We start from the raw sequence: 19,856 nt of genomic DNA, 5'->3' as shown, positions 1-19,856 counted from the left end.
GGCGGAGCCCCGGTTACGGGGTGAGCGCGAACCTCTCCAGGATCGCCGCCGCCAGCGCCCCGTCGCCCTCCACTTTGACCTTGTCCTCCACGGCGCTCGCCCGCACCCGTCCGCAGGCCAGCCGCATATAGGTCTCCCAGTCCGTGGCGAGCGTCACCAGCGGGCCGAGCGAGGGCGAGCCGTCGATCGTGCCGTGGCCGTTCTCGTCCACCCGGACCGTGCGCAGGAACTCCACCGGCCCCTGCACATCCACCACCACCGCCGAATTCGGCGGTGCGCCCGCTTCCTTGGCGACCACCCTCGGCAGGCCTCCCAGCAGGACGTCGCGGGCGACGTGAGCGCCCGGGGAGTCCAGGTTGCCCGGTTTGCCGAGGGTCGTCCGCAGATCCTGCTCATGCACCCAGACGTCGAACGCCCGCATCTGCATGGCGAGTTCGAGGGTCTGCTCCGCGCCGAGCGGCGCGCGGACCGTGGTGTCGGGGGCGCGGTTCTCGTTGCGCAGCTGCCGGGCCCGGCGGATGATCGTGTACTCCAGCTCCGCGGTCATCTCCGGCGCGGTGTGGTGCCGTCGCACATCGACCTGCACCTCCATATAGCGGGCGAGCTCGCCCTGCATATGGAACAGATCGCGGGGGAGCGTGTGGATCGGCCGTGGATCGCCCAGCGTCTCGCACTCCATGCCGATGATGTGCGAGACGACGTCGCGCACCGACCAGCCCGGGCAGGGAGTTGGCTGATTCCATTCGCTCTCGGCCAGTGGTGTCACCAGCTCGGATATCGCTTCGATGGAGTGGGTCCAGGCATCGGCGTAGGTCTGGAGGCTGGAATGGACGGTCACGGGACCCCTCGGCGGTTCAGCGGGTGATACAGCGGATACGGCGGGACGGTTTCGTGTGGGGGGCGGGTGGCAGCTTCGACAGTTAAATTACGCTGCCCGGCAGGGCAGTGGCAGAGCTTTCGTGTGACGATCGTAGGCCCGTGTTGACGGCTCGAATGCCAGGACGGTGGTAGTGTGCGCGCTTCGCTGATGCAGATCGCGGTAAACCCGGAGGAGTCGGTCGACTCCCGGCGGCAGAGAGTGGCTTCGCTGGTACGGGAACAGTCAGACGTCGATCTGGTGATCCTGCCGGAGCTGTGGCCGGTGGGCGCCTTCTCGTACCAGGCGTTCGCCGAGGAGGCCGAGCCGCTGGACGGCCCGACGCACGAGGCGATGGCGAAGGCGGCGAGCGACACGGGGGTCTGGCTGCACGCGGGCTCGATCGTCGAGCGCGCCGCGGACGGCGTGCTCTACAACACCTCGCTCGTCTACAGCCCGGCCGGAGAGCGGGTCACCGCCTACCGCAAGATCCACCGCTTCGGGTTCGACCAGGGCGAGGCCACGCTGATGGGCGCGGGCACGACGCCGCGGACCGTGGCGCTGCCGGAGCTGACCCTCGGCCTTGCGACCTGCTACGACCTGCGCTTCCCAGAGCTGTTCCGGCAGCTGACGGACGCGGGTGCACAGGGCTTCGTCGTGCCCGCGGGCTGGCCCGCCCGACGCCGCGGGCACTGGACGCTGCTGGCGCGGGCCCGCGCCGTCGAGAACCAGGCATATGTGCTGGCGTGCAGCACGACGGGCACGCACGCCGGGGTCGAGCAGGCCGGGCACAGCCTGGTCGTCGACCCGTGGGGCGAGGTGCTCGCCGAGGCGGGCACGGCGGAGGAGGTCCTGACCGTTGAACTCGACGCGGCGAAGGTGACGGCGACGAGGGAGCAGTTCCCGGCGCTGAAGGACCGGGTGCTGGGCGTCGAGCCCCCGCGCTCCGCGTCCTGACCCCGGGGCGGCCGTGCGTGCCGGGCGAGGTCCGGGGCGGCCGTGCGGGCCGGGCGAGTGTGCCGTGCTGGTCCGGACGCGCGCGGTGCGGGCCCGCACATGGCGGACCCGCACCGCGCCTCCCGCCGGACTCCGCGGAGAGCTACGTCCTCCGGGGGCGGGACTCGTACAGGAGGGTGTAGTACCGGCCCTCGCTCTCCAGCCCCGCAGGGTCGTGGCCCGTCAGCCGGAGCTGTTCGAGGGCGTTGCGCTGCTCGTCCGGCCCGGTGAACAGGCGCTGCGGATACACCTGCGACGGGTCGGAGACCGTGGTCAGGCCGTGCTCCGCGAGCGTCTCCGCGATCGCGTCGTACGAGACCATCCGCAGGGCGAACGCGCTGACCCAGACGTGCCCCGGCGTCGTGCCGGACATCAGGGCGTCGAACGTGGTGTGGGTGATATAGCCGATGCCTCCCGTGACCGTGATCAGGTCGACGTCGGCCAGGGTCCTGCGGAGCCGGTCGCTGGGGGGATGTCGCTCCAGGTTCTCCGCGAACGCCGCGTCGAGCAGCCCGACCGCCTGGGCGTAGCGCACCGCGCGGTCCGCGGCGTCGAGGCCGACGACGGGGACGGCGTCGGAGCGCCGGCGCGAGGCGTAGAACTCCTTGTCCCGCTCGATCAGCTCCGCCGAGGTGAGGGAGCCCGCCTCCGGGCTGGTGTAGTGCGCATACAGGTCGGCCAGCGTGAGGTCATGGTTGAGCAGCGCCGCGTTCACCCCGTACGAGCAGCACAGATCCAGCACGGTCACCGGGCCCTCGGCGCCGGGCGCCCTGGCCCGCTCGGCCAGGACTCGGCGGAAAACGTTCTGGGCCTGATGCGGAATCTCGTACTCGAAGGGTTGCAGCCGCCGGAAGTACGGCCGTGGGTCGGGCTCGTTGTAGATGTCGTCGAACCGGCTCTTGCCGGGCGTCTCCTCCGACGGGCCGGTCGGGTCTGGCGTCATGAGCGCACCTCCGTTGGGCTGGGGGCATTACTGCTGCGCATGAACCTCTATCGGGCCGGTGGAGCAACCCGACAGGGTGCACGAACTGAACCAGCCACAGGGCAATTGTCCCGGAGAAATGCCCCATGCGTCCCCTTGGGCTCACCCATCCGAGTCAATGCCCCCGCACCGCAATGGCACCCTTGTTCCCATGAACGCTGCTTCGGCCGCCTCCTCCGGCTCCGCGATTCCGCACCGCCGTGCCCGTGTCCGCGCCCCTGAGCTGATCGGCAAGGGCGGATGGATCAACACCGGCGGGAAGGATCTGAAGCTCGCCGACTTCCGAGGTCGCACATTGATCTTGGATTTTTGGACCTTCTGCTGCATCAACTGCCTGCACGTCCTGGATGAGCTGCGGGAGCTTGAGGAGAAGCACCGCGACACACTGGTGATCGTCGGGGTCCACTCGCCGAAGTTCGTGCACGAGGCCGACCACCAGGCCGTCGTGGACGCCGTCGAGCGCTACCAGGTGCACCACCCCGTGCTCGACGACCCGGAGCTGGCGACCTGGAAGCAGTACGCGGTCCGGGCGTGGCCGACGCTCGTGGTGATCGACCCCGAGGGGTATGTCGTCGCCCAGCACGCCGGTGAGGGGCATGCGCATGCCATCGAGCGGCTGGTGGCGGAGCTGGAGGCCGAGCACGAGGCCAAGGGGACACTGCGGCGCGGCGACGGGCCTTATGTGCCGCCGGAGCCCGCAGCGACGCATCTGCGGTTCCCCGGCAAGGCGCTGCTGGTGCCGTCCGGGCACTTCCTCGTCTCCGACTCCACCCGCCACCAGCTCGTCGAGCTCGCCCCGGACGGCGAGAGCGTGGTGCGCAGGATCGGCGAGGGGGACTTCAAGGAGCCGCAGGGGCTTGCGCTGCTGCCCGACGGGCGGGTCGCGGTCGCCGACACCGTGAACCACCGCATCCGGGCGTACGACCCCGGGAGCGGGGCGATCGAGACGCTCGCCGGCACCGGCCGCCAGTGGTGGCAGGGCGAGCCGACCGCCGGGCCGGCCCGTGAGGTGTCGCTGTCGTCGCCGTGGGACGTGGCCTGGTGGGGCGGGAAGCTGTGGATCGCCATGGCCGGGGTGCACCAGCTGTGGACCTACGACCCGGAGGCCGGGACGGTGCAGGCCGCGGCGGGCACCACGAACGAGGGCCTGGTGGACGGGCCCGCGGCCGAGGCCTGGTTCGCCCAGCCGTCGGGGCTCGCGGCCGCCGGGGACCGGCTGTGGATCGCCGACTCGGAGACGTCCGCGCTGCGCTGGATCGACGCGGAGGACGTCGTCCACACGGCGGTCGGCACGGGCCTGTTCGACTTCGGGCACCGGGACGGGACGGCGGGGCAGGCGCTGCTGCAGCATCCGCTGGGCGTGACCGCCCTGCCGGACGGGTCGGTCGCGGTCAGCGACACCTACAACCACGCCCTGCGCCGTTACGATCCCGCGTCCGGCGAGGTGACCACGCTGGCCACGGATCTGCGCGAGCCCAGCGGTGCGGTGCTGGCCGGCGACGACATCGTGGTCGTCGAGTCGGGGCGGCACCGGCTGACCCGGCTGAGGCTGCCGGAGGAGGCGGTGCGTGTGGAGGCGGTGGCGCACCGCACGCAGCGCGCGGCGACCGAGGTCGCCCCCGGGACCCTGCGGCTCGATGTGGTCTTCCAGGCCCCGCCCGGCCAGAAGCTGGACACCCGCCCGTCGCTCCCGTCCCTTCCCGAACCGGGGTGCCTCCCCGGCCCCCGCGCCTCAACCGCCGGCGGGGCTTGAAGCTGCCAGAAACGCGGTCAGCGTGTTGGCCAGCAGATACGGGTCGTCCGCGCCGCACAGTTCGCGGGCGCTGTGCATGGACAGGATCGCCACGCCGATGTCGACGGTTCGGATTCCGTGCCGGGCTGCCGTGATCGGCCCGATGGTGGTGCCGCAGGGCATGGCGTTGTTCGACACGAAGGTCTGCCAGGGCACGCCGGCCTTCTCGCAGGCCGCCGCGAACACCGCGCGTCCGCTGCCGTCGGTGGCGTACCGCTGGTTGACGTTGACCTTGAGGATGGGGCCGCCGTTGGCGCGTGGCAGATGAGTCGGGTCGTGCCGCTCGCTGTAGTTGGGGTGCACCGCGTGACCGGTGTCCGAGGACAGGCAGACCGCTCCGGCGAAGGCGCGGGCCCGGTCCTCGACGTTCCCGCCGCGGGCGAAGACGGAACGCTCAAGCACGGAGCCGAGCAGCGGCCCCTCCGCGCCGGTGTCGGACTGCGAGCCGTTCTCCTCGTGGTCGAAGGCGGCCAGGACGGGGATGTACGAGAGGTCATCCGAGGCGGCCGCGGCGGTCAGGGCCGCGGTGCCGGCGTGCACCGAGATCAGGTTGTCCATGCGGGGGCCCGTCACCAGCTCCCGGTCGCGGCCCAGGTAAGCGGGCGGCTCCACGGAGTGCACCATCAGGTCCCACCCGGCGACCGAGCCCTGCGCCAGCCCCGCCTCCTGCTCCAGGAAGCGGATCAGGTCGCCCTCCACGACCTCCCCGAGGCCCCAGACGGGCTGCATGTGCTTCTGCCGGTCGAGCTTGAGACCCTCGTTCACCTGCCGGTCGAGGTGGATCGCGAGCTGCGGCACCCGTAGCAGCGGCCGGTCCACGTTGACCAGCCGCTCGGCGCCGTCGTGCAGCGTGAGCCGCCCGGCCAGCCCCAGATCGCGGTCGAGCCAGGTGTTGAGCAGCGTTCCGCCGTACACCTCGACGGCGATCTGCCGCCAGCCGTGGCTGCCGGAGTCCGGCAGCGGCTTGACCCGCAGGTTCGGGGAGTCGGTGTGCGCGCCGACGATCCGGAACGGCGTGTGCGGCTCGGCCCCCTCGGGCACGTACCAGGCGATGATCGCCCCGCCCCGCAGCACATACTTCCCGCCGCTCGACCCGTCCCAGGCGTCCGTCTCCCGGACCTGCCGGAACCCCGCCTTCTCCAGCCGCTCGGCCGCGGCGGCCACGGCGTGGTACGGCGAGGGCCCGGCCGCCAGGAAGGACAGAAGGTCGTCGGTGTGGCCGCGGTCGAACCGGGCGGGTGCTCTGCTCATGCGCCCCAGCCTATGAGGCGTCGGGCCGACGTCCTCAAGCGGTTGCGGAGCCGTGGCGGGTCGGTCACCTCGGGATCGGCCCGCTGAGGGGGTCTACAGCTCGTCGAAGGCGGTGAGGTCGATGTCGATGTCGTACGGGACGGGGAGCTTGAGCCGGTCGTGATGGGTTCCGGTGCTGACGTAGGCCTTGGTCACCGGGTCGTACCGGTAGGTGCAGACCATCGGCCGGTCGTGGTCGCCCACCATCTCGACCCGCCAGAAGTAGGGGATGCGGCCGCCGGCGTACTTGTGCGGCTTGGTGTCGCGGTCCCGGTCCTCCGAGTCGGGGGAGACCACCTCGACGGCGAGGACGACGTCCTCCGCGTTGAAGCGGGTCTGCCGCTGGCCGGTCACGGCCTCCGCCTTGACCACGAGGATGTCCGGCTCGGGGGCGTTGCGCTTGCCGAGCACGACGGCCATCTCCCGGCGCACCCGCAGATGCTCGGGGACGTTCTGCCGCAGGCCGCTCTCCAGCAAATACATCGCCAGTGTGTGGAAGTTGCGCTGCGGACTCGCGAAAACCAGGCTCCCGTCGATCAGCTCGGTGTGCGGCGGGAGGTCTTCGAGCGCGAAGAAGTCGTCCACGGTGTATCCGCCGGCAGGCGGTACCGGCCACTTGGAACTCTTCGCCTGCCGGAGCCGGCGCGTGGTGCCGTCCGGCTGCCGGTTCTGCGAGTCGGGCAGTGCTTCGGCGGTCATGGTTCCTCCCATGGACGGGATTCTCGGCCGTCTAGCCAGCCCACCCGGCGATACGGCACAAGGTCACCCGTACGGGGAAGGTCGACCGTGGTCGCGGAGGGAGAAGACGGGCGGCCCGCCCCCGTTTCGTGCCGGAGGCGGGCCGCCCGTGATCAAACGGCGAGGGCCGCGGGAACCGTCGGGACCGTCGGGAGGGCCAGAACGGCCAGACCGGTCAGTACGGTCAGAACGCAGCCTCGTCCAGGTCCATCAGCGCGTTGTCCACGCCCTCGGCGAGCGCGCGCTCGACGGAGAGGTGCGGCAGCACGTTCGCGGCGAAGAACTTCGCGGCGGCTATCTTGCCCTGGTAGAACGCCTTGTCCTTGGCGGAGGCGGTCTCGAGCTTCTCCGCGGCGACGGCCGCGCCGCGCAGCAGCAGGTAGGCGACCACGACATCGCCGGAGGCCATCAGCAGGCGGGTGGTGTTCAGACCCACCTTGTAGATGTTCTTGACGTCGTCGCCGGTGGCGATGAGGTCGTTGGTCATCGCGCCGACCATCGCCTCCAGGTCCACCGCCGCCTTGGCGAGCGCGTCGCGGGCCGGGGCCAGCTCCTCGCCGCCGGTGCCGACCGCCAGGAACTTCTTGATCTCCTCGGAGAGGGCGTTCAGTGCCTGGCCCTGGTCACGGACGATCTTCCGGAAGAAGAAGTCCTGGCCCTGGATCGCGGTCGTGCCCTCGTACAGGGTGTCGATCTTGGCGTCGCGGATGTACTGCTCGATCGGGTACTCCTGCAGATAGCCGGAGCCGCCGAACGTCTGCAGGGACTGGGCGAGCTGCTCGTACGACTTCTCGGAGCCGTAGCCCTTCACGATCGGCAGGAGCAGGTCGTTCAGCGCGACGAGCTGCTTGGCGTCCTCGCCCGCGGCCTCCTTGGCGGCGATGTCGTCCTGGAGTGCGGCGGTGTAGAGCACCAGCGCGCGCATGCCCTCGGCGTACGCCTTCTGCGTCATCAGCGAGCGGCGGACGTCCGGGTGGTGGGTGACGGTGACCTTGGGCGCGGACTTGTCCATGAAGTTCACCAGGTCCGAGCCCTGGACGCGCTCCTTGGCGTACTCCAGCGCGTTCAGGTACCCGGTGGACAGGGTGGCGATGGCCTTCGTGCCGACCATCATCCGGGCGAACTCGATGATCATGAACATCTGGCGGATGCCGTCGTGCTTGTCGCCGATCAGCCACCCCTTGGCGGGGTGCTTGTCGCCGAACGTCATCTCGCAGGTGTTGGAGGCCTTGAGGCCCATCTTGTGCTCGACGTTCGTGGCGTAGACGCCGTTGCGCTCGCCCAGCTCGCCGGTCTCGAAGTCGAAGTGGTACTTCGGGACGAGGAACAGGGACAGGCCCTTGGTGCCCGGACCCGCGCCCTCGGGACGCGCCAGCACGTAGTGGAGGATGTTCTCTGACATGTCGTGCTCACCGGACGTGATGAAGCGCTTCACGCCCTCGATGTGCCAGGAGCCGTCCTCCTGCTGCACGGCCTTGGTGCGGCCCGCGCCGACGTCCGAGCCGGCGTCCGGCTCGGTGAGGACCATGGTGGAGCCCCACTGCTTCTCGACCGCGATCTGGGCGATCTTCTTCTGGACCTCGTTGCCCTCCTCGAAGAGGATGCCCGCGAAGGCAGGGCCGGACGAGTACATCCAGATCGCCGGGTTGGAGCCGAGCAGCAGCTCCGCGTAGGACCAGATCAGGGAGCGCGGTGAGGTGGTGCCGCCGATCTCCTCGGGCAGGCCGAGCCGCCAGTACTCGGAGTCCATGAAGGCCTGGTAGCTCTTCCTGAAGGACGCGGGGACCGGCGCGGTGTTGGTCTCCGGGTCGAAGACCGGCGGGTTCCGGTCGGCGTCCTCGAAGGATGCGGCGAGGTCGTTCTCCGCCAGGCGGGCGATCTCCTCAAGGATGCTCTTGGCGGTCTCGACGTCCATCTCCGCGAACGGGCCGGTGCCGTACAGCTTGTCGCGGCCGAGCACCTCGAAGAGGTTGAACTCGATGTCGCGGAGATTCGACTTGTAGTGCCCCATGGCGACGGCTCCGTAAGGATCGGGAGGCAGGTTCCTCACCTGCATAGCAGCAAGTAGCACCGATGATGCTACCCGCCGGTAATAAGAAGCAACCCCTTCCGGGCATCTGTGACGCGCCTCGCCGGGCGCCGGTGCGGAGGGTCGCCGCGGTGTCGCTGAGGGTGGCCGAATCTCGCACGCAGGCGGAGGCGGGCGGATAGCGGCGCGAGCACCCTTTGTCAGTGGCGGGTGTCACGCTTTCTGTCATGACGACGCACACGACGACGGACACGACGACGGACACGGCGTTCGACTGGCGGTCCTTCCTTGCTCGGTGGAGCGAGGAGTGGGCGGATGCGCACCACCCCGGCGAGCTCGACGATGAGGCGGATGAGGCAGCCCTGAGGCGGCGCTGGCTCGGCTCCGAGCCCGTCCCCGCCGCCCGGATAACGGCGCTTGAGGAGCGGCTCGGCCGTCGGCTCCCGCCGTCGTACCGCGGGTTCCTGGAGGTCGCCGACGGCTGGCGGTGCGTCGGCGACTCCGTCTGGGTGCTCTGTGGTTCGGAAGGCGTCCGCTGGCACGAGGACGCGCTCGGCATGACCGAGGCCTACGCGGACGGGGAGGACGATCAGCTCGCCGGGATGTGGGCCCGCGCGCTGGAAGTGGACGTCGAGTCCGATATGACATGGCTCCTGCTGGACCCTGGGGACGTGGACGGTGACGGCGAATGGGCCGTGTACGTCTACAAGGGCTGGGCGGGTGAGTGCCCCGACCGGTACGCGTCGTTCTGGGACTATATGCAGGCGAGGTACCGCGAGTTCCACGCCTCGGCGGCGAACCGCCCTGAGGGGAGGGAGTTCGACAACGCCACGACGCGGGCGCTGGACGCGTCCGTGGAGCAGGCCCGGCGCGACGCACTGCGCGGAGACTGGGAGCGGGCCGAGGCGGCGCTGGCGGAGGCGGCGTCCTACGGGCGGCCCGGTGCGCGGGCCATGCACGAGCAGATCACCGCGCTGCGAGGGGATACGCGGAGCCTGCAGTTCGCCGGGCTCGCATGTGATCCGGTGTACGCGGCGGAGGTGGTGCCCGTACTGGCCGCCGCGCATGTGGAGCGCCACCGGCACGTGGAGAGCCGCCGCGACAAGGACGCCTGGTGGTTGCAGAGGTTCATGCAGGCCCCCGACGTTGTGCAGGAGACCGGCCGCGAGGTGCTGCGGCAGATGCGTGAGGGCGCCTACCGCTACGCGGCTGCGGGCTCCTTCGGCCGAGCGGTGGAGGCGGCGCGGGAGCAGGCCCGCTGGGGTGAGACGGACGCGGCCTGGCGCACGCTGACCGATGCGCTGCCGGGCTGGCAGCCCGTGGGCCCCGACCACATCGCCCCGGTCGGTCTGCTCGCCGACCGAGTCCTCGGGCCGCTCCTCACCCCGGAGCGGTGCCGGGAACTGCTCGCCACCCCCAGGGGCGGGGAGTCCGGCGACGTACCGGCCCCTGCGCCGGACCTCGACCCCGGCGGCCTGGCGTGGCTGACCGAGCCGGACCCAAGAGGGTGGGACGGGGCATGCCGTTTCGTCCTGGTGGAGGGAGCAGCGCCTGGGGAGCTGCCCGCGCACCTCGCGGACGACGGCGACCAGGCAGCCTTGCTGCACGACCCGATGGACCGCTGGGAGGCAGAGCAGAAGTTCCGTGTCAACCGGCCCAGTTCGACGTACGACGACAAAGCGCTGACCGCCGTGGGCCGGGCGGGTCCGGGCTGGAGCTTCGCCTTCGACGCGCGCCCCAACCCGTTCAACGAGCAGCGCTTCACCTCACCGGCGGCGGCCGCGTCCCGGGGCACCCGCGCGGTGGTCGTCTGGTACGAGCCCGCCCGGCCGGACTGGTCCCCCGGTTACTTCCATCTGTCGGTCGCCGTGAACGGCGAGGAACGGTACGCGTTCACGGCCCTGGGCTCCGAGATCCGGCGGAGCGGGGCGATACCCCCGGCCCTGGCCCCGGACCGCTTCTCCACGTCCGGCCAGTGGGACGAGCGGGCGGCCCTGGAGGCGATCGCCGCGGAGTTCGGGGTCTCGCTTCCGCGGTTCGCACTGACCGAGGGCCGCCTGCATGCGTTCACCACCCGGTCGTGGACCAGGCAGCCCGGGCCGGGCGAAGCGTATGTCGTCATGGGATTCGGGCCCTTGACGGACGACGCCGATCCACCCCGGTGAAGTCGCGGCGGCCTCAGCCCAGGTTCCGCTCCATCCGCACCCGCGGCCCAGTCGGCGGCTCGCCCCCTTTTCACCCGGATGATGACGGCCCGGGCACCTCGCACCAGACCGTCTTGTCGGCCGGGCCGCGTGTGACGCCCCAGCGGCTCGCGGTCGCGGCGAGCAGCGCGAGGCCGCGGCCCGACTCGTCGGCGTCGGCGGCGTGCCGGGGTGCGGGTGACCCGCTCCGGTCCGGGTCCGTGACCTCGATGCGGGTGCGGTCGCCGTCCGCGGTGGGCGCGATCCGGACGGTCACCGGGGTGCCCTCCCCGAGGTGAGTGATGACGTTGGCGACCAGCTCGGTCAGGCAGAGCTGCACGTCAGGGCATGACCGCCCGAGGTGCCCGCTGACCGTGCGGCGCAGCTCGGGGACCGCCTTGGGGAGGGCCAGCAGGTCGAGCGTGAGCGGCCTCATCGGTCGCCGTCCGCGACGGCCGACTGTTCCAGCGCCTCCGTCAGCCGGCGCGCGGTCGCCAGGTTGCAGTTGCCCAGCGCGACGAGCGGCGGCACGCGGTAACTGCTCGCGTACGTCGGCAGATCCAGCCCCAGCGACGGCAGCAGCACGCCGTGAGCGGTGAGCGCGGCGCGGAGGCTCTCGACGCAGGCGTCGGCGTCGCGGGCGTGGTCGGGGCCGGTGTGGGCGGGGGTGTCGGTCATGGGGGTACGCCTTCCGGTGCGTGCTGTGATGAATCGCTCACACAGTGGCGTGGCGGTCCCTACCGTGGAAGGGGTTTCAGGACCACGGCACGGGGTGTGAAAGGCGATCACTGATGGCTGTGCGCAAGGAGATTGACGGCTCGGCGAGCGTCCCGGAGTTCTACGGAGCGGAGTTGCGCTACCAGCGGGAGGCAGCGGGCCTCACGCTGGAGAAGACCGTCGAGGGCAGCTTCTACGGCGTCAGCTACCTCAGCGAGATCGAGCGCGGCGAGCGCCGCATGCCGGAGGCGCTGGCACGGCATGTGGACCAGGTGCTGAAGACGGACGGCTTCTTCGAGCGGCGCTGCGGAGACGTACGGAAGGCGCGGAAGCGGGGCCATGCCGACTACTTCGAGCGGATTCTGGAGGCGGAGAAGCACGCGGACACCATTGAGGAGTGGGCGCCGACACTCTTCCCCGGCTTGTTGCAGACCGAGGCCTACGCCCGCGCGGTCGTCCGGGCCACCCACCCGCTTGAGCTCGATGGCGAGACCGAAGCCAAGGTCAGCGCCAGGCTGGCCAGGGCGCGTCTCTTTGAGGACGATCGTTCGCGCCCCGACTACTGGGTGATCCTCCACGAGGGACTGCTGAAGCTGTCGATCCTCCCGCCGGAGCAGATGGCCGAACAGCTCAATCGCGTAATCGACTTGGCCGAGCAGCGGCGGATCTATCCACAGGTGCTGTCGTGGAAGACCGGGGCGCATCCATTCATGCTGGGTACGGCCATGATCATGACCTTCGTCGATGCTCCGCCGCTCGTCTACACCGAGTCCCTGCACAGCGGCTCCACCATCGACGATCCGGGCCTCGTGAAGGACTACCGAAGGTCGTACGATCGGCTGAGGGCCGCCGCATTGCCGCCGGAGGCGTCCCTCGCCTTGATCGAATCAGCGGCTGAGGATTACCGAAATGGCAAGCAACCAGGTTGACTTGAGATCCGCCGTCTGGCGCAAGAGCACGCACAGCAACGGGTCAGGCGGGAACTGCGTCGAAGTGGCGGAAGGCTTCCCGGGCGCGGCCCGTTGGCGTAAGAGCAGCTACAGCAACACCTCGGGCGGCAACTGCGTCGAGGTCGCCGATCATCTCCCCGGTCTCGTCCCCGTACGGGACTCCAAGGTCCCCCACGGCCCCGTGGTCACCGTCTCCGCCCGCGCGTGGGTCCCGTTCATCAGGGCGCTGCGGGCGGAGGGGTGACGGAGGGGCTCAGTCCGCGGACTGGCCCGTGGTGAGTTCCCGGGCGTCCGGGACCCGTTGGACCGGGCGGCGGGCCAACGGTTTGGCCGAAGCGATCCACTCGTAGGCCCACTCCGCGGACATCACCGCGCCCTCCTGCCAGCCCGGCAGGGCGGAGACCTGGTCGCCGATGACGAGGAAGCGGTTGTTCCCGCCCTGCGGGTAGATCAGGGTGGAGTACCAGCCTTTGTGCTCCGGCTTGCCGGGCTGCCAGTCTGCCCAGGCGGCCCGCATATACGGCATCTTGTGCCAGGCGATCGACATGCCCAGGGCGTCGGGCACGACCGCGTTGCTGGCGAACTCCGCGTGCAGCTTCGTCGCTCCCTCGCGGGCGACGCGCAGTCGCTCTTCGTGGGGGCGGTCGCCCATTGTGGTCGCGCGGCCGTAGGAGCAGTACGCGCCGGTGAGCGTGCCCTTGTCGTCGGGGGAGAAGTAGTCGTTGGACGGGTACCAGATCTGCTCGATCTCGTGGTCGATGCGGCTGATGCCGCCGTAGATCTCGTACTTGTCCGACTCCCAGAAGCGCCGGTTGGCCTGCCAGCCGACCTTGCACGCGGGGGCGAAGGGGGCCTTCTGGACGGCTGTGAGGAAGTCGGCGGAGAAGCCGGAGAGGGCGACGCCGTTCCGCAGCACCGGCAGGGGGATGTTGCTCAGGCAGTGGTCGAAGCGGTCGGACCGCTCCTCCCCTTCCTCCGTCCATGTGACGCGGACGCCGTCGTCGGCCAGTTCGATGCCGTGGACCGGTGCGTCGTAGGTGATCGTGCCCTTGGGAAGCGCGGCGGCCAGCATGCGCCAGGTGGTGTCCATGCCGCCGACCGGCTGGAACGAGGTCGTATGCCAGTGCCAGTTGCAGTCCTGGTAGAAGCCGTGGTCCCAGAATTCGGCGGCGAGCAGATCGCTGAGCGCCAGGGGGTCGGCCGGTTCCTCCATCTGCATCACGCTGATCGGCTTGGCGAGGCCGGACCGGGTGGAGCCGGAGTAGCTCCTGTCGGCCTTGTCGAGTGCGCCGAACTCGATGAGCAGCTTGATGAAGCGCTCGCGCTGCTGCGGGGTCAGCCCGTCGTCGGACTGGGAGGCCTTGCCCACGACCCGAGCGAGGTACTGGGCGATGTGGCCGCGGGTGTCGTTGGCGATCCGGCGGTTGTGCTTGGGGTCGCCGTGCCATGCCTTCCCGGACTGGTACAGATTGGCCGTGGTGGTGTGGATGTACGGCTCCAGGGGAACCTTGAGCTTCCTGCAGAGCTTGATCAGCCGCTGGTGGTGGTACGGGATGCGCCCGGCCCCGAGGTTGAGATAGAGGCCCTCGCTGAACGCGCAGGTCTGGGTGTGGACCGAGCCGTCGTCCCAGACCTCGGTGATCGTGTCTCCGGGGCGCGCGGTGAGGGTGCGCCCGCCGACGCGGCCCGTCGCCTCCAGGACGGTGACGCCGTAGCCCGCTTCCAGGAATCGCATCGCGGCGGTCAGCCCGGCTGGGCCCGCGCCGAGGATCGCCACCGTCTTGCCGTTCGCCTTTTTCCCGGCCGGGCGGAACAGGCCGTCGGCAGCGGGCGCGGCGTCGGCCCGTACGGCTCCGGTCATGATCTCCAGCAGGGTCGCCGTGGTGGCGGCTGCTCCGGCCATGCCGAGGAATCTGCGGCGTGAGGTCATGCTGCTGTCCTCCAGAACTGTCGAACTGAGGGTCGCTGACCGTGCGTCACTGCGTACCGTCACCGGCGATCGCAGAGAGTAGTCAGAATAGGGGTGGATCGGCATACTTCAGAGGGGTATTCGCCGATTGGCCACCGTTCGCCAGACGGGCGCGAAAAGGGGCGGCCGGTTGTGCACGGGGCTCAGTGACGGCGACCCGTTCTCGCCGTACGCCGGTCATGGCGGTGCAGCGGAGTCAGTACGCTTGCGTACATGTACGGCTACGACCAGAACCTGGGCGCCCAGCAGCAGCAGTACGGCCAGCCCCAGCAGCCCATGCAGGGCGGGTACGCGCAGCAGCCGCCGCTGTACCCGGAGCCGTCGCCGCCGTCGCTCGCCGACGCCGTCCGGGCGTTCACGACCGGGTCGCTGTCCGCGGAGGACTTCCAGCAGATCTTCGCGACCTCGAAGGTGTACTGCCCGAGGGGCGACAACCCGGGCTTTCTGGCGCTGCACAACACCCAGCAGCCGGTGATCCCGATGTTCACGTCGCTGAAGCAGCTGCGGCGGTACGCGGGCAAGGAGTCCAAGTACTTCGTGATCACCGGGGCCGAGGTGATCGACCTGCTGCCGACCGGGTACGGCTTCGTCCTCGACATGGAGGGCGAGCACCGGATGGTCTTCGACGCGAAGGCCGTGGAGCAGATGGTCGACTTCGCGATGCGCCGTATGTACGGCTAGCGGGATGTCCAGCGCGATGTCCAGCGCGATGTTCGGCTGGCACGACGCTGCGCGTGCCGTGTCGGGGATGTCCGACACCCAGCGCTGAGCGGAGCCGTCCGCCGGGACGGCCGGCTGTTGCAGGACCTCCGTCAGCCGGCGTGCGGTCGCCAGGGTCCCCCACGGCCCCGCCGTCACCGTCTCCGCCCGCGCGTGCGCGCCGTTCATCAGAGCGCGCTGCTGGCGGAGCGGTGACGAGGGGCCGTGGGGTGCGGGGCGTGGGGACGCGGTCAGCTCCCCGCTCCGAAGTTCTGCACCCACCAGGGGCCGTTGGAGCTGAGGTTCACGCCGACGCCGAGGTCCTTGAACTCGCAGTTGAGTATGTTCTCGCGATGCCCGGGACTGTCCATCCAGTCGCGCATCGCGGTCCGAGCGTCCTTCGGGCTCTTGTGGATGTTCTCGCCCCAGGTGCGCCAGTCGTAGCCCGCCGCTTCCATGCGGTCGCCGGCGCTCTTGCCCTCCGGGCTCGTGTGCTCGTAGTAGTTGCGCGCGGCCATGTCGTCGGCGTGGGCCTGGGCGGCGGCCTGGAGGCGGCTGTCGACGCGCAGCGGCGCGCAACCCGCCTTGGCGCGCTCCTGGTTCGCGAGATCGGCCACCTGCCGGGCGAGTGACGCGTCGCCGCCGCCGCCGCCGGTGCCGGTGTCAGGGGAGCTGGGGCGGGGTGCACTGGCAGTGCGGGAGGGCCGCGGGGCCGTGGTCCGCTGTTCGCTCTGCCGCGACGTCGTGCCTTTCGTGTGGGCGGCGGTCTTCTCGTCGGAAGCGGTGCGGGAGGCGGACGGCGCACCGGCCCCGGCAGGCGTCCCCGAGGCCGATGCCGAGGGCGAGGCGGACGCCGACGTGGACGGGGAAGCCGACGCGGAGGGGCCGGCGGTCTCGGATGCCCCGGGGGCGGGGACCGTGTCCCCCTTCCCGTACTCGGGGGCCTCGCTCACGGTGGTGGCCCCGGAGCGGGTCCGGGCGTCGTCCCCGGAACCGCTCAGGGCGTACCCCACGCCCACGGTGAGGCTGCACGCGACCAGGCCCACGAGCACGAGCCTTCCCGCGGTCGGACGCCCGCCCCCGTTCCCCGGGCGCCCGCGGGGCCGCCGGCGACGCCCTGTGCCGGCGGCGCGCCGCCTTCGTCCGCCCGGCCGGGGCGAAGCGGCCTGCTGCCCTGGCATGCCGCCGCCGGTCGCCGGAGGCATGGGCCGGGTGTCTCCCCCGCCGTCGGCGGCGTAGGGGTCGAGGTGCTGCATGCTGGCTCCGCTCTCCTCGGTGCTTCGCCGGTCGTTCCGGCGTATGGGAGAGCGGATCGCGGAGTGCTCATAACATTTTTCTTCAGATGTGAGTCTCCGAGCGTCCGCCTTCCGGTGCGGTGCGGGAGTCGGCGCGGTCGAGGGGTCAGTGCGGCGGGCTCTGCGAGTGGCGCAGGGCGGTCAGCTTCGCCTCCACCTCGGCGCGTGCCTGAGCCGCTGCCTGCGACAGCCACTGGCCGGCGTCCACCATCTCCCGTGTCAGCAGGTCGCGTTCCCGCTCGGCCTCCGCCACGTCGGGCGAGTCGATGGCCATCTCGACAGGCTGTCCGCCGGTGGCCAGAGCTATCAGATCGGCGTAGGCGTCGTTGCGGTCGGCTATCTCCATGATCTGGCGTCGTTCTTCGGCGAGCTCCGCGGCCCGCCGCACCCGGGCCACATACTCGGTCAGGGCCTCGGCCTGCTTGTCCATGACGTGGCGGACGGCCTCCAGCACCTCGGTCTGGGGCTCGGCAGCGGCATGTATCTGCGGGGAGTCGGTGGAGTCGATCCGGTCCACCAGCTCGCTGCGGAGCTGTTCGCGCAGTGCGAGCGTCTGAACGATGTGCCACTGCTGCTCGGCGATCAACTGGCGGGCGGGCGCCACGTCGACGTCTTCGGGCACGCTCTCGGCGAGTCGGTCCAGGGTCAGCGAGGCCCGCACGGTCCGCATCGCGATGTCCCGGCCGTCGCCGTCGAGGTCGGTGAGGCGGACGTACTGCCGGCGGTACTTCCGCTCCGGGCGGCTTCCGGCCCGGTCGCGACGCAGCGCAAGCAGCAGCCCCAGCCAGCCCAGGTATACGGCCGCGGCGACCGCCATCGCCTCGACCGGCACGAAGGGCAGCGCGACGAGTATCCCCAGTCCGAAGAGGACCGCGAGACAGCCGGCCGTCTCGGCCTCCTCCCCCTTGACGCCGATGAAGCACAGCCCGAAGACGACTACCGTGATCGCGGTCCCGGGTTTGGACTGGGCACTTGCGAGCATGGCGATCAGAGCGGCCGTCGACAGCAGCCAGCCGGCGGCGCGCCGCACGCGCACGCCCCGTGGCTCAGGGCGCTCCCCGGGCAGATCGCGTTTCTGCCGGGCGGTCAGCAACCGCTCGGAGGACGCCTCCAGAGCGGTCCGCACCTCGCTGGGAAGCATCGGGTCGACGAAGACGTGCTCGTCGTCCTCGCCCCCGGCGACGTCCTGCGTTTCCGACATCGTTGGACCATCCCCCCGAATTCCCGCCACCCCTGACTCTCCCGATGATCCGCAGCCTGGAAGGTTCACGTCAAGGCTCTGCTGCTGCCCGGAGTGCCCGGGGGCAAGTACACGTCGTACTTGTGTGCGGTACCGTCCTGGCCTCTGGTCGGGGAGGCAAGGCAGGTACGAGGCACATATGCACAGGGACGATCCGCATCTGACGGACGTGGTCACCGCGGCGCGTGACGGGGACCCGCGTGCGCGGGAGCAGTTGGTCACGGGCTGCATGCCGTTGGTCTACGACATCGTCGGACGGGCTCTGAACGGCCACGCGGACGTGGACGACGTGGTGCAGGAGACGATGTTCCGCGTGCTCGACGGAATCGGCGGGCTGCGGGAACCCTCCCGGTTCCGTTCCTGGCTGGTCGCCATAGCCGTGAACCAGATACGTCACCGCTGGCACAGCCGGCAGCGCGTTGCGGCGGCCCCCCTTGAGCGGGTTCCGGAGACCGTGGACCCGGCCGGTGACTTCGTCGACCTGACCATCCTCCGGCTGGGGCTGTCCGGCCAGCGCCGCGAGGTCGCCGAGGCGACCCGCTGGCTCGAAGAGAAGGACCGCGACGTCCTGGCCCTGTGGTGGCAGGAGGCGGCGGGCCGGCTGAGCCGGGCCGAACTGGCCGAGGCGCTGGGCGTCACGCCCCAGCACGCGGCCGTACGCGTGCAGCGTATGAAGGAGCAGCTCGAGATCGGCCGTGTCGTGGTGCGGGCACTCGCCGCCGTGTCACGGTGCCGCGAGCTGGCGGAGATCACGGCGGGATGGGACGGCGCGCCGTCGTCGGTCTGGCGCAAGCGGATAGCCCGGCATGCCCGGGAGTGCCGGGTGTGTTCCGGGCACTGGACGGATCTGATGCCCGCGCAGGGGCTGCTGGCCGGCACGGCGGTGGTCGTCCCGCTGGACGGCTACCCGTTCGTCCCGCCGACCGGGGTCGCCCCGCAGGGAGCGGCCGATCCGACGGGCGCCCTTGACCGGGCCGATGCCTTCGGGGCCCATGAACCCGGTGGTCCGGCGGCCGACGCGAGCGGACCGGTGGATGCGGTCGGCCGAGGGCACGAGGCGACGGGATCGGTCGACGCCGTCGGAGGAGGCCCGCCCGGACCGGTAGAGCCTGCCACCGGCGCGGGTGGCGCCGCGACGCCGGGTGGCGCGACGTCGGGCGCGGGTGGCGCGGGCGGTGCCGATGGCGCGAGTGGCACCGCGACGCCGGGTGGCGCGGGTGGTGCCGGCGGTGCGGGCGGTGCCGGTGGCGCGAGTGGCACCGCGACGCCGGGTGGCGCGAGTGGCACCGCGACGCCGGGTGGTCCCGGTGGTCCCGGCGGTGCGGGTGGTCCCGGTGGCGCGGGCAGTGCGGGCAGTGCGGGTGGTCCCGGTGGCGCGGGTGATTCCGGTGGTGCCGGTGGTGCGGGCAGTGCGCGCGGGGTGTTGCCGACGGCTGGCGCGGTGGGCGCCGGCGTGGTTGCCGGCGCGCTGTTGCTCGTGCTGATCCGGCNCGTGGTTGCCGGCGCGCTGTTGCTCGTGCTGATCCGGCCCGGCTCGGAACCGCCGCCGGAGCCGGCAGCCGTGCCGCCGGCCGCGTCGGCGACCGTCTCATCGACCCCCACCCCCACCCCCACCCCTGACGCCACGCCCACGCCCACTCCCACCCCCACGCCGTCACCCACGCCCACGCCCGGCAAACGGACGCCCACGCCGTCCCCCGCAAGCTCCGAGCAGCGGTTGACGGAACTCGTCAACACCCGTCGGGCCCAGGCCGGGTGCGAACCGCTGAGGATCGATCCAAAGCTCAGCGAGGCGGCCCGCAAGCACGCGCAGGACATGGTGGCGCGCGGTTACTTCGACCATGCCGATCCGGAAGGGCGGCGCGCCGACGACCGGATCACTGCGGCCGGGTACGAGTGGAGCGTCTGGGGCGAGAATCTGGACCGGGGCACATCGGACCCGGCGGTCGTCGTGGAGGACTGGATGGACGGCTCGATCCACCAGGACAACATGCTGGGCTGCCAGTTCCGCCACACGGGCGTCGGAACCGCGAAGGGGCCGGACGGAACCGTGTGGGTGCAGAAACTCGCCCGCCCCGCCTGAGCGCCGCTGAAGCCGCCGCGGCGGTACGCGGGCGGGG

The 19,856-nt window shown here is 70.9% G+C and carries 17 protein-coding genes; 7 read left to right on the top strand and 10 right to left on the bottom strand.

Going from position 1 to position 19,856, the window contains the following annotated elements:
• Positions 1–13 precede the first annotated feature (13 nt).
• Entirely contained in the window at positions 14–838 is an 825-nt protein-coding gene (locus QCN29_RS19815; protein WP_279929691.1) for a maleylpyruvate isomerase family mycothiol-dependent enzyme, read from the bottom strand.
• Positions 839–1,012: 174 nt separating this feature from the next.
• Between QCN29_RS19815 and QCN29_RS19810 the strand changes: the two genes are divergently transcribed.
• On the top strand, positions 1,013–1,813 hold the full coding sequence (locus QCN29_RS19810) for a carbon-nitrogen family hydrolase (RefSeq protein WP_240137044.1): 801 nt from the start codon (positions 1,013–1,015) through the stop codon (positions 1,811–1,813).
• 142 nt (positions 1,814–1,955) lie between these two features.
• On the opposite strand, the gene QCN29_RS19805 is transcribed toward QCN29_RS19810, so the two are convergent.
• On the bottom strand, positions 1,956–2,795 hold the full coding sequence (locus QCN29_RS19805) for a hypothetical protein (protein ID WP_279929689.1): 840 nt from the start codon (positions 2,793–2,795) through the stop codon (positions 1,956–1,958).
• Positions 2,796–2,985: 190 nt separating this feature from the next.
• On the opposite strand from QCN29_RS19805, the gene QCN29_RS19800 reads away from it, so the two are divergent.
• Positions 2,986–4,587 carry an NHL domain-containing thioredoxin family protein gene (locus tag QCN29_RS19800; RefSeq protein WP_279929687.1) on the top strand — a complete coding sequence of 534 codons (1,602 nt, stop codon included), beginning with the start codon at positions 2,986–2,988 and terminating at the stop codon, positions 4,585–4,587.
• On the opposite strand, the gene QCN29_RS19795 is transcribed toward QCN29_RS19800, so the two are convergent.
• The 3 genes from QCN29_RS19795 to QCN29_RS19785 form a co-directional block, all read right to left on the bottom strand.
• The gene (locus QCN29_RS19795; protein ID WP_279929686.1) at positions 4,567–5,877 is read right to left on the bottom strand and encodes a M18 family aminopeptidase; all 1,311 of its coding nucleotides are present in this window, start codon (positions 5,875–5,877) and stop codon (positions 4,567–4,569) included. The genes QCN29_RS19800 and QCN29_RS19795 overlap by 21 nt on opposite strands.
• Positions 5,878–5,970: 93 nt before the next feature.
• Entirely contained in the window at positions 5,971–6,627 is a 657-nt protein-coding gene (locus QCN29_RS19790; protein WP_398859512.1) for a Uma2 family endonuclease, read from the bottom strand.
• A gap of 211 nt (positions 6,628–6,838) precedes the next feature.
• Positions 6,839–8,665 carry an acyl-CoA dehydrogenase gene (locus QCN29_RS19785; protein WP_240137037.1) on the bottom strand — a complete coding sequence of 609 codons (1,827 nt, stop codon included), beginning with the start codon at positions 8,663–8,665 and terminating at the stop codon, positions 6,839–6,841.
• 245 nt (positions 8,666–8,910) lie between these two features.
• Between QCN29_RS19785 and QCN29_RS19780 the strand changes: the two genes are divergently transcribed.
• The gene (locus QCN29_RS19780; RefSeq protein ID WP_279929684.1) at positions 8,911–10,848 is read left to right on the top strand and encodes an SMI1/KNR4 family protein; all 1,938 of its coding nucleotides are present in this window, start codon (positions 8,911–8,913) and stop codon (positions 10,846–10,848) included.
• A 70-nt stretch (positions 10,849–10,918) separates the two neighbouring features.
• Here the strand turns inward: QCN29_RS19780 and QCN29_RS19775 are convergent, their stop codons facing one another.
• Together QCN29_RS19775 and QCN29_RS19770 are read right to left on the bottom strand one after the other, a co-directional pair.
• The gene (locus QCN29_RS19775) at positions 10,919–11,302 is read right to left on the bottom strand and encodes an ATP-binding protein (RefSeq protein ID WP_240137035.1); all 384 of its coding nucleotides are present in this window, start codon (positions 11,300–11,302) and stop codon (positions 10,919–10,921) included.
• Positions 11,299–11,544 carry a hypothetical protein gene (locus QCN29_RS19770; protein WP_240137034.1) on the bottom strand — a complete coding sequence of 82 codons (246 nt, stop codon included), beginning with the start codon at positions 11,542–11,544 and terminating at the stop codon, positions 11,299–11,301. The genes QCN29_RS19775 and QCN29_RS19770 overlap by 4 nt, the downstream gene beginning before the upstream one ends.
• Positions 11,545–11,657: 113 nt before the next feature.
• On the opposite strand from QCN29_RS19770, the gene QCN29_RS19765 reads away from it, so the two are divergent.
• Together QCN29_RS19765 and QCN29_RS19760 are read left to right on the top strand one after the other, a co-directional pair.
• The gene (locus QCN29_RS19765; protein WP_240137033.1) at positions 11,658–12,512 is read left to right on the top strand and encodes a helix-turn-helix domain-containing protein; all 855 of its coding nucleotides are present in this window, start codon (positions 11,658–11,660) and stop codon (positions 12,510–12,512) included.
• On the top strand, positions 12,493–12,777 hold the full coding sequence (locus QCN29_RS19760) for a DUF397 domain-containing protein (RefSeq protein WP_279929681.1): 285 nt from the start codon (positions 12,493–12,495) through the stop codon (positions 12,775–12,777). Before QCN29_RS19765 ends, QCN29_RS19760 begins: the two co-directional genes overlap by 20 nt.
• A gap of 9 nt (positions 12,778–12,786) precedes the next feature.
• Here QCN29_RS19760 and QCN29_RS19755 read toward each other — a convergent pair whose 3' ends face one another.
• Positions 12,787–14,463, bottom strand: a complete 1,677-nt coding sequence (locus QCN29_RS19755) for a flavin monoamine oxidase family protein (protein ID WP_279929680.1) — start codon at positions 14,461–14,463, stop codon at positions 12,787–12,789.
• A gap of 252 nt (positions 14,464–14,715) precedes the next feature.
• Here QCN29_RS19755 and QCN29_RS19750 point away from each other — a divergent pair, with 252 nt between their 5' ends.
• A complete protein-coding gene (locus QCN29_RS19750) occupies positions 14,716–15,183 on the top strand; it encodes an SseB family protein (protein ID WP_279929679.1) in 468 nt (155 codons plus the stop codon).
• Positions 15,184–15,452: 269 nt separating this feature from the next.
• On the opposite strand, the gene QCN29_RS19745 is transcribed toward QCN29_RS19750, so the two are convergent.
• Together QCN29_RS19745 and QCN29_RS19740 are read right to left on the bottom strand one after the other, a co-directional pair.
• On the bottom strand, positions 15,453–16,247 hold the full coding sequence (locus tag QCN29_RS19745) for a CAP domain-containing protein (RefSeq protein ID WP_279929678.1): 795 nt from the start codon (positions 16,245–16,247) through the stop codon (positions 15,453–15,455).
• 355 nt (positions 16,248–16,602) lie between these two features.
• Complete coding sequence (locus tag QCN29_RS19740; protein WP_279929677.1) at positions 16,603–17,697, bottom strand: coiled-coil domain-containing protein; 1,095 nt, start codon at positions 17,695–17,697, stop codon at positions 16,603–16,605.
• A gap of 178 nt (positions 17,698–17,875) precedes the next feature.
• On the opposite strand from QCN29_RS19740, the gene QCN29_RS19735 reads away from it, so the two are divergent.
• Positions 17,876–19,819 (top strand): sigma-70 family RNA polymerase sigma factor, encoded by a 1,944-nt coding sequence (locus QCN29_RS19735; protein WP_279929675.1) that lies wholly within the window; start codon positions 17,876–17,878, stop codon positions 19,817–19,819.
• The last annotated feature ends 37 nt before the right edge of the window (positions 19,820–19,856 follow it).

Source organism: Streptomyces chengmaiensis (genome assembly GCF_029846775.1).
Lineage (GTDB): Bacteria > Actinomycetota > Actinomycetes > Streptomycetales > Streptomycetaceae > Streptomyces > Streptomyces chengmaiensis.
This window is presented reverse-complemented; position numbering and strand designations above follow the sequence as displayed.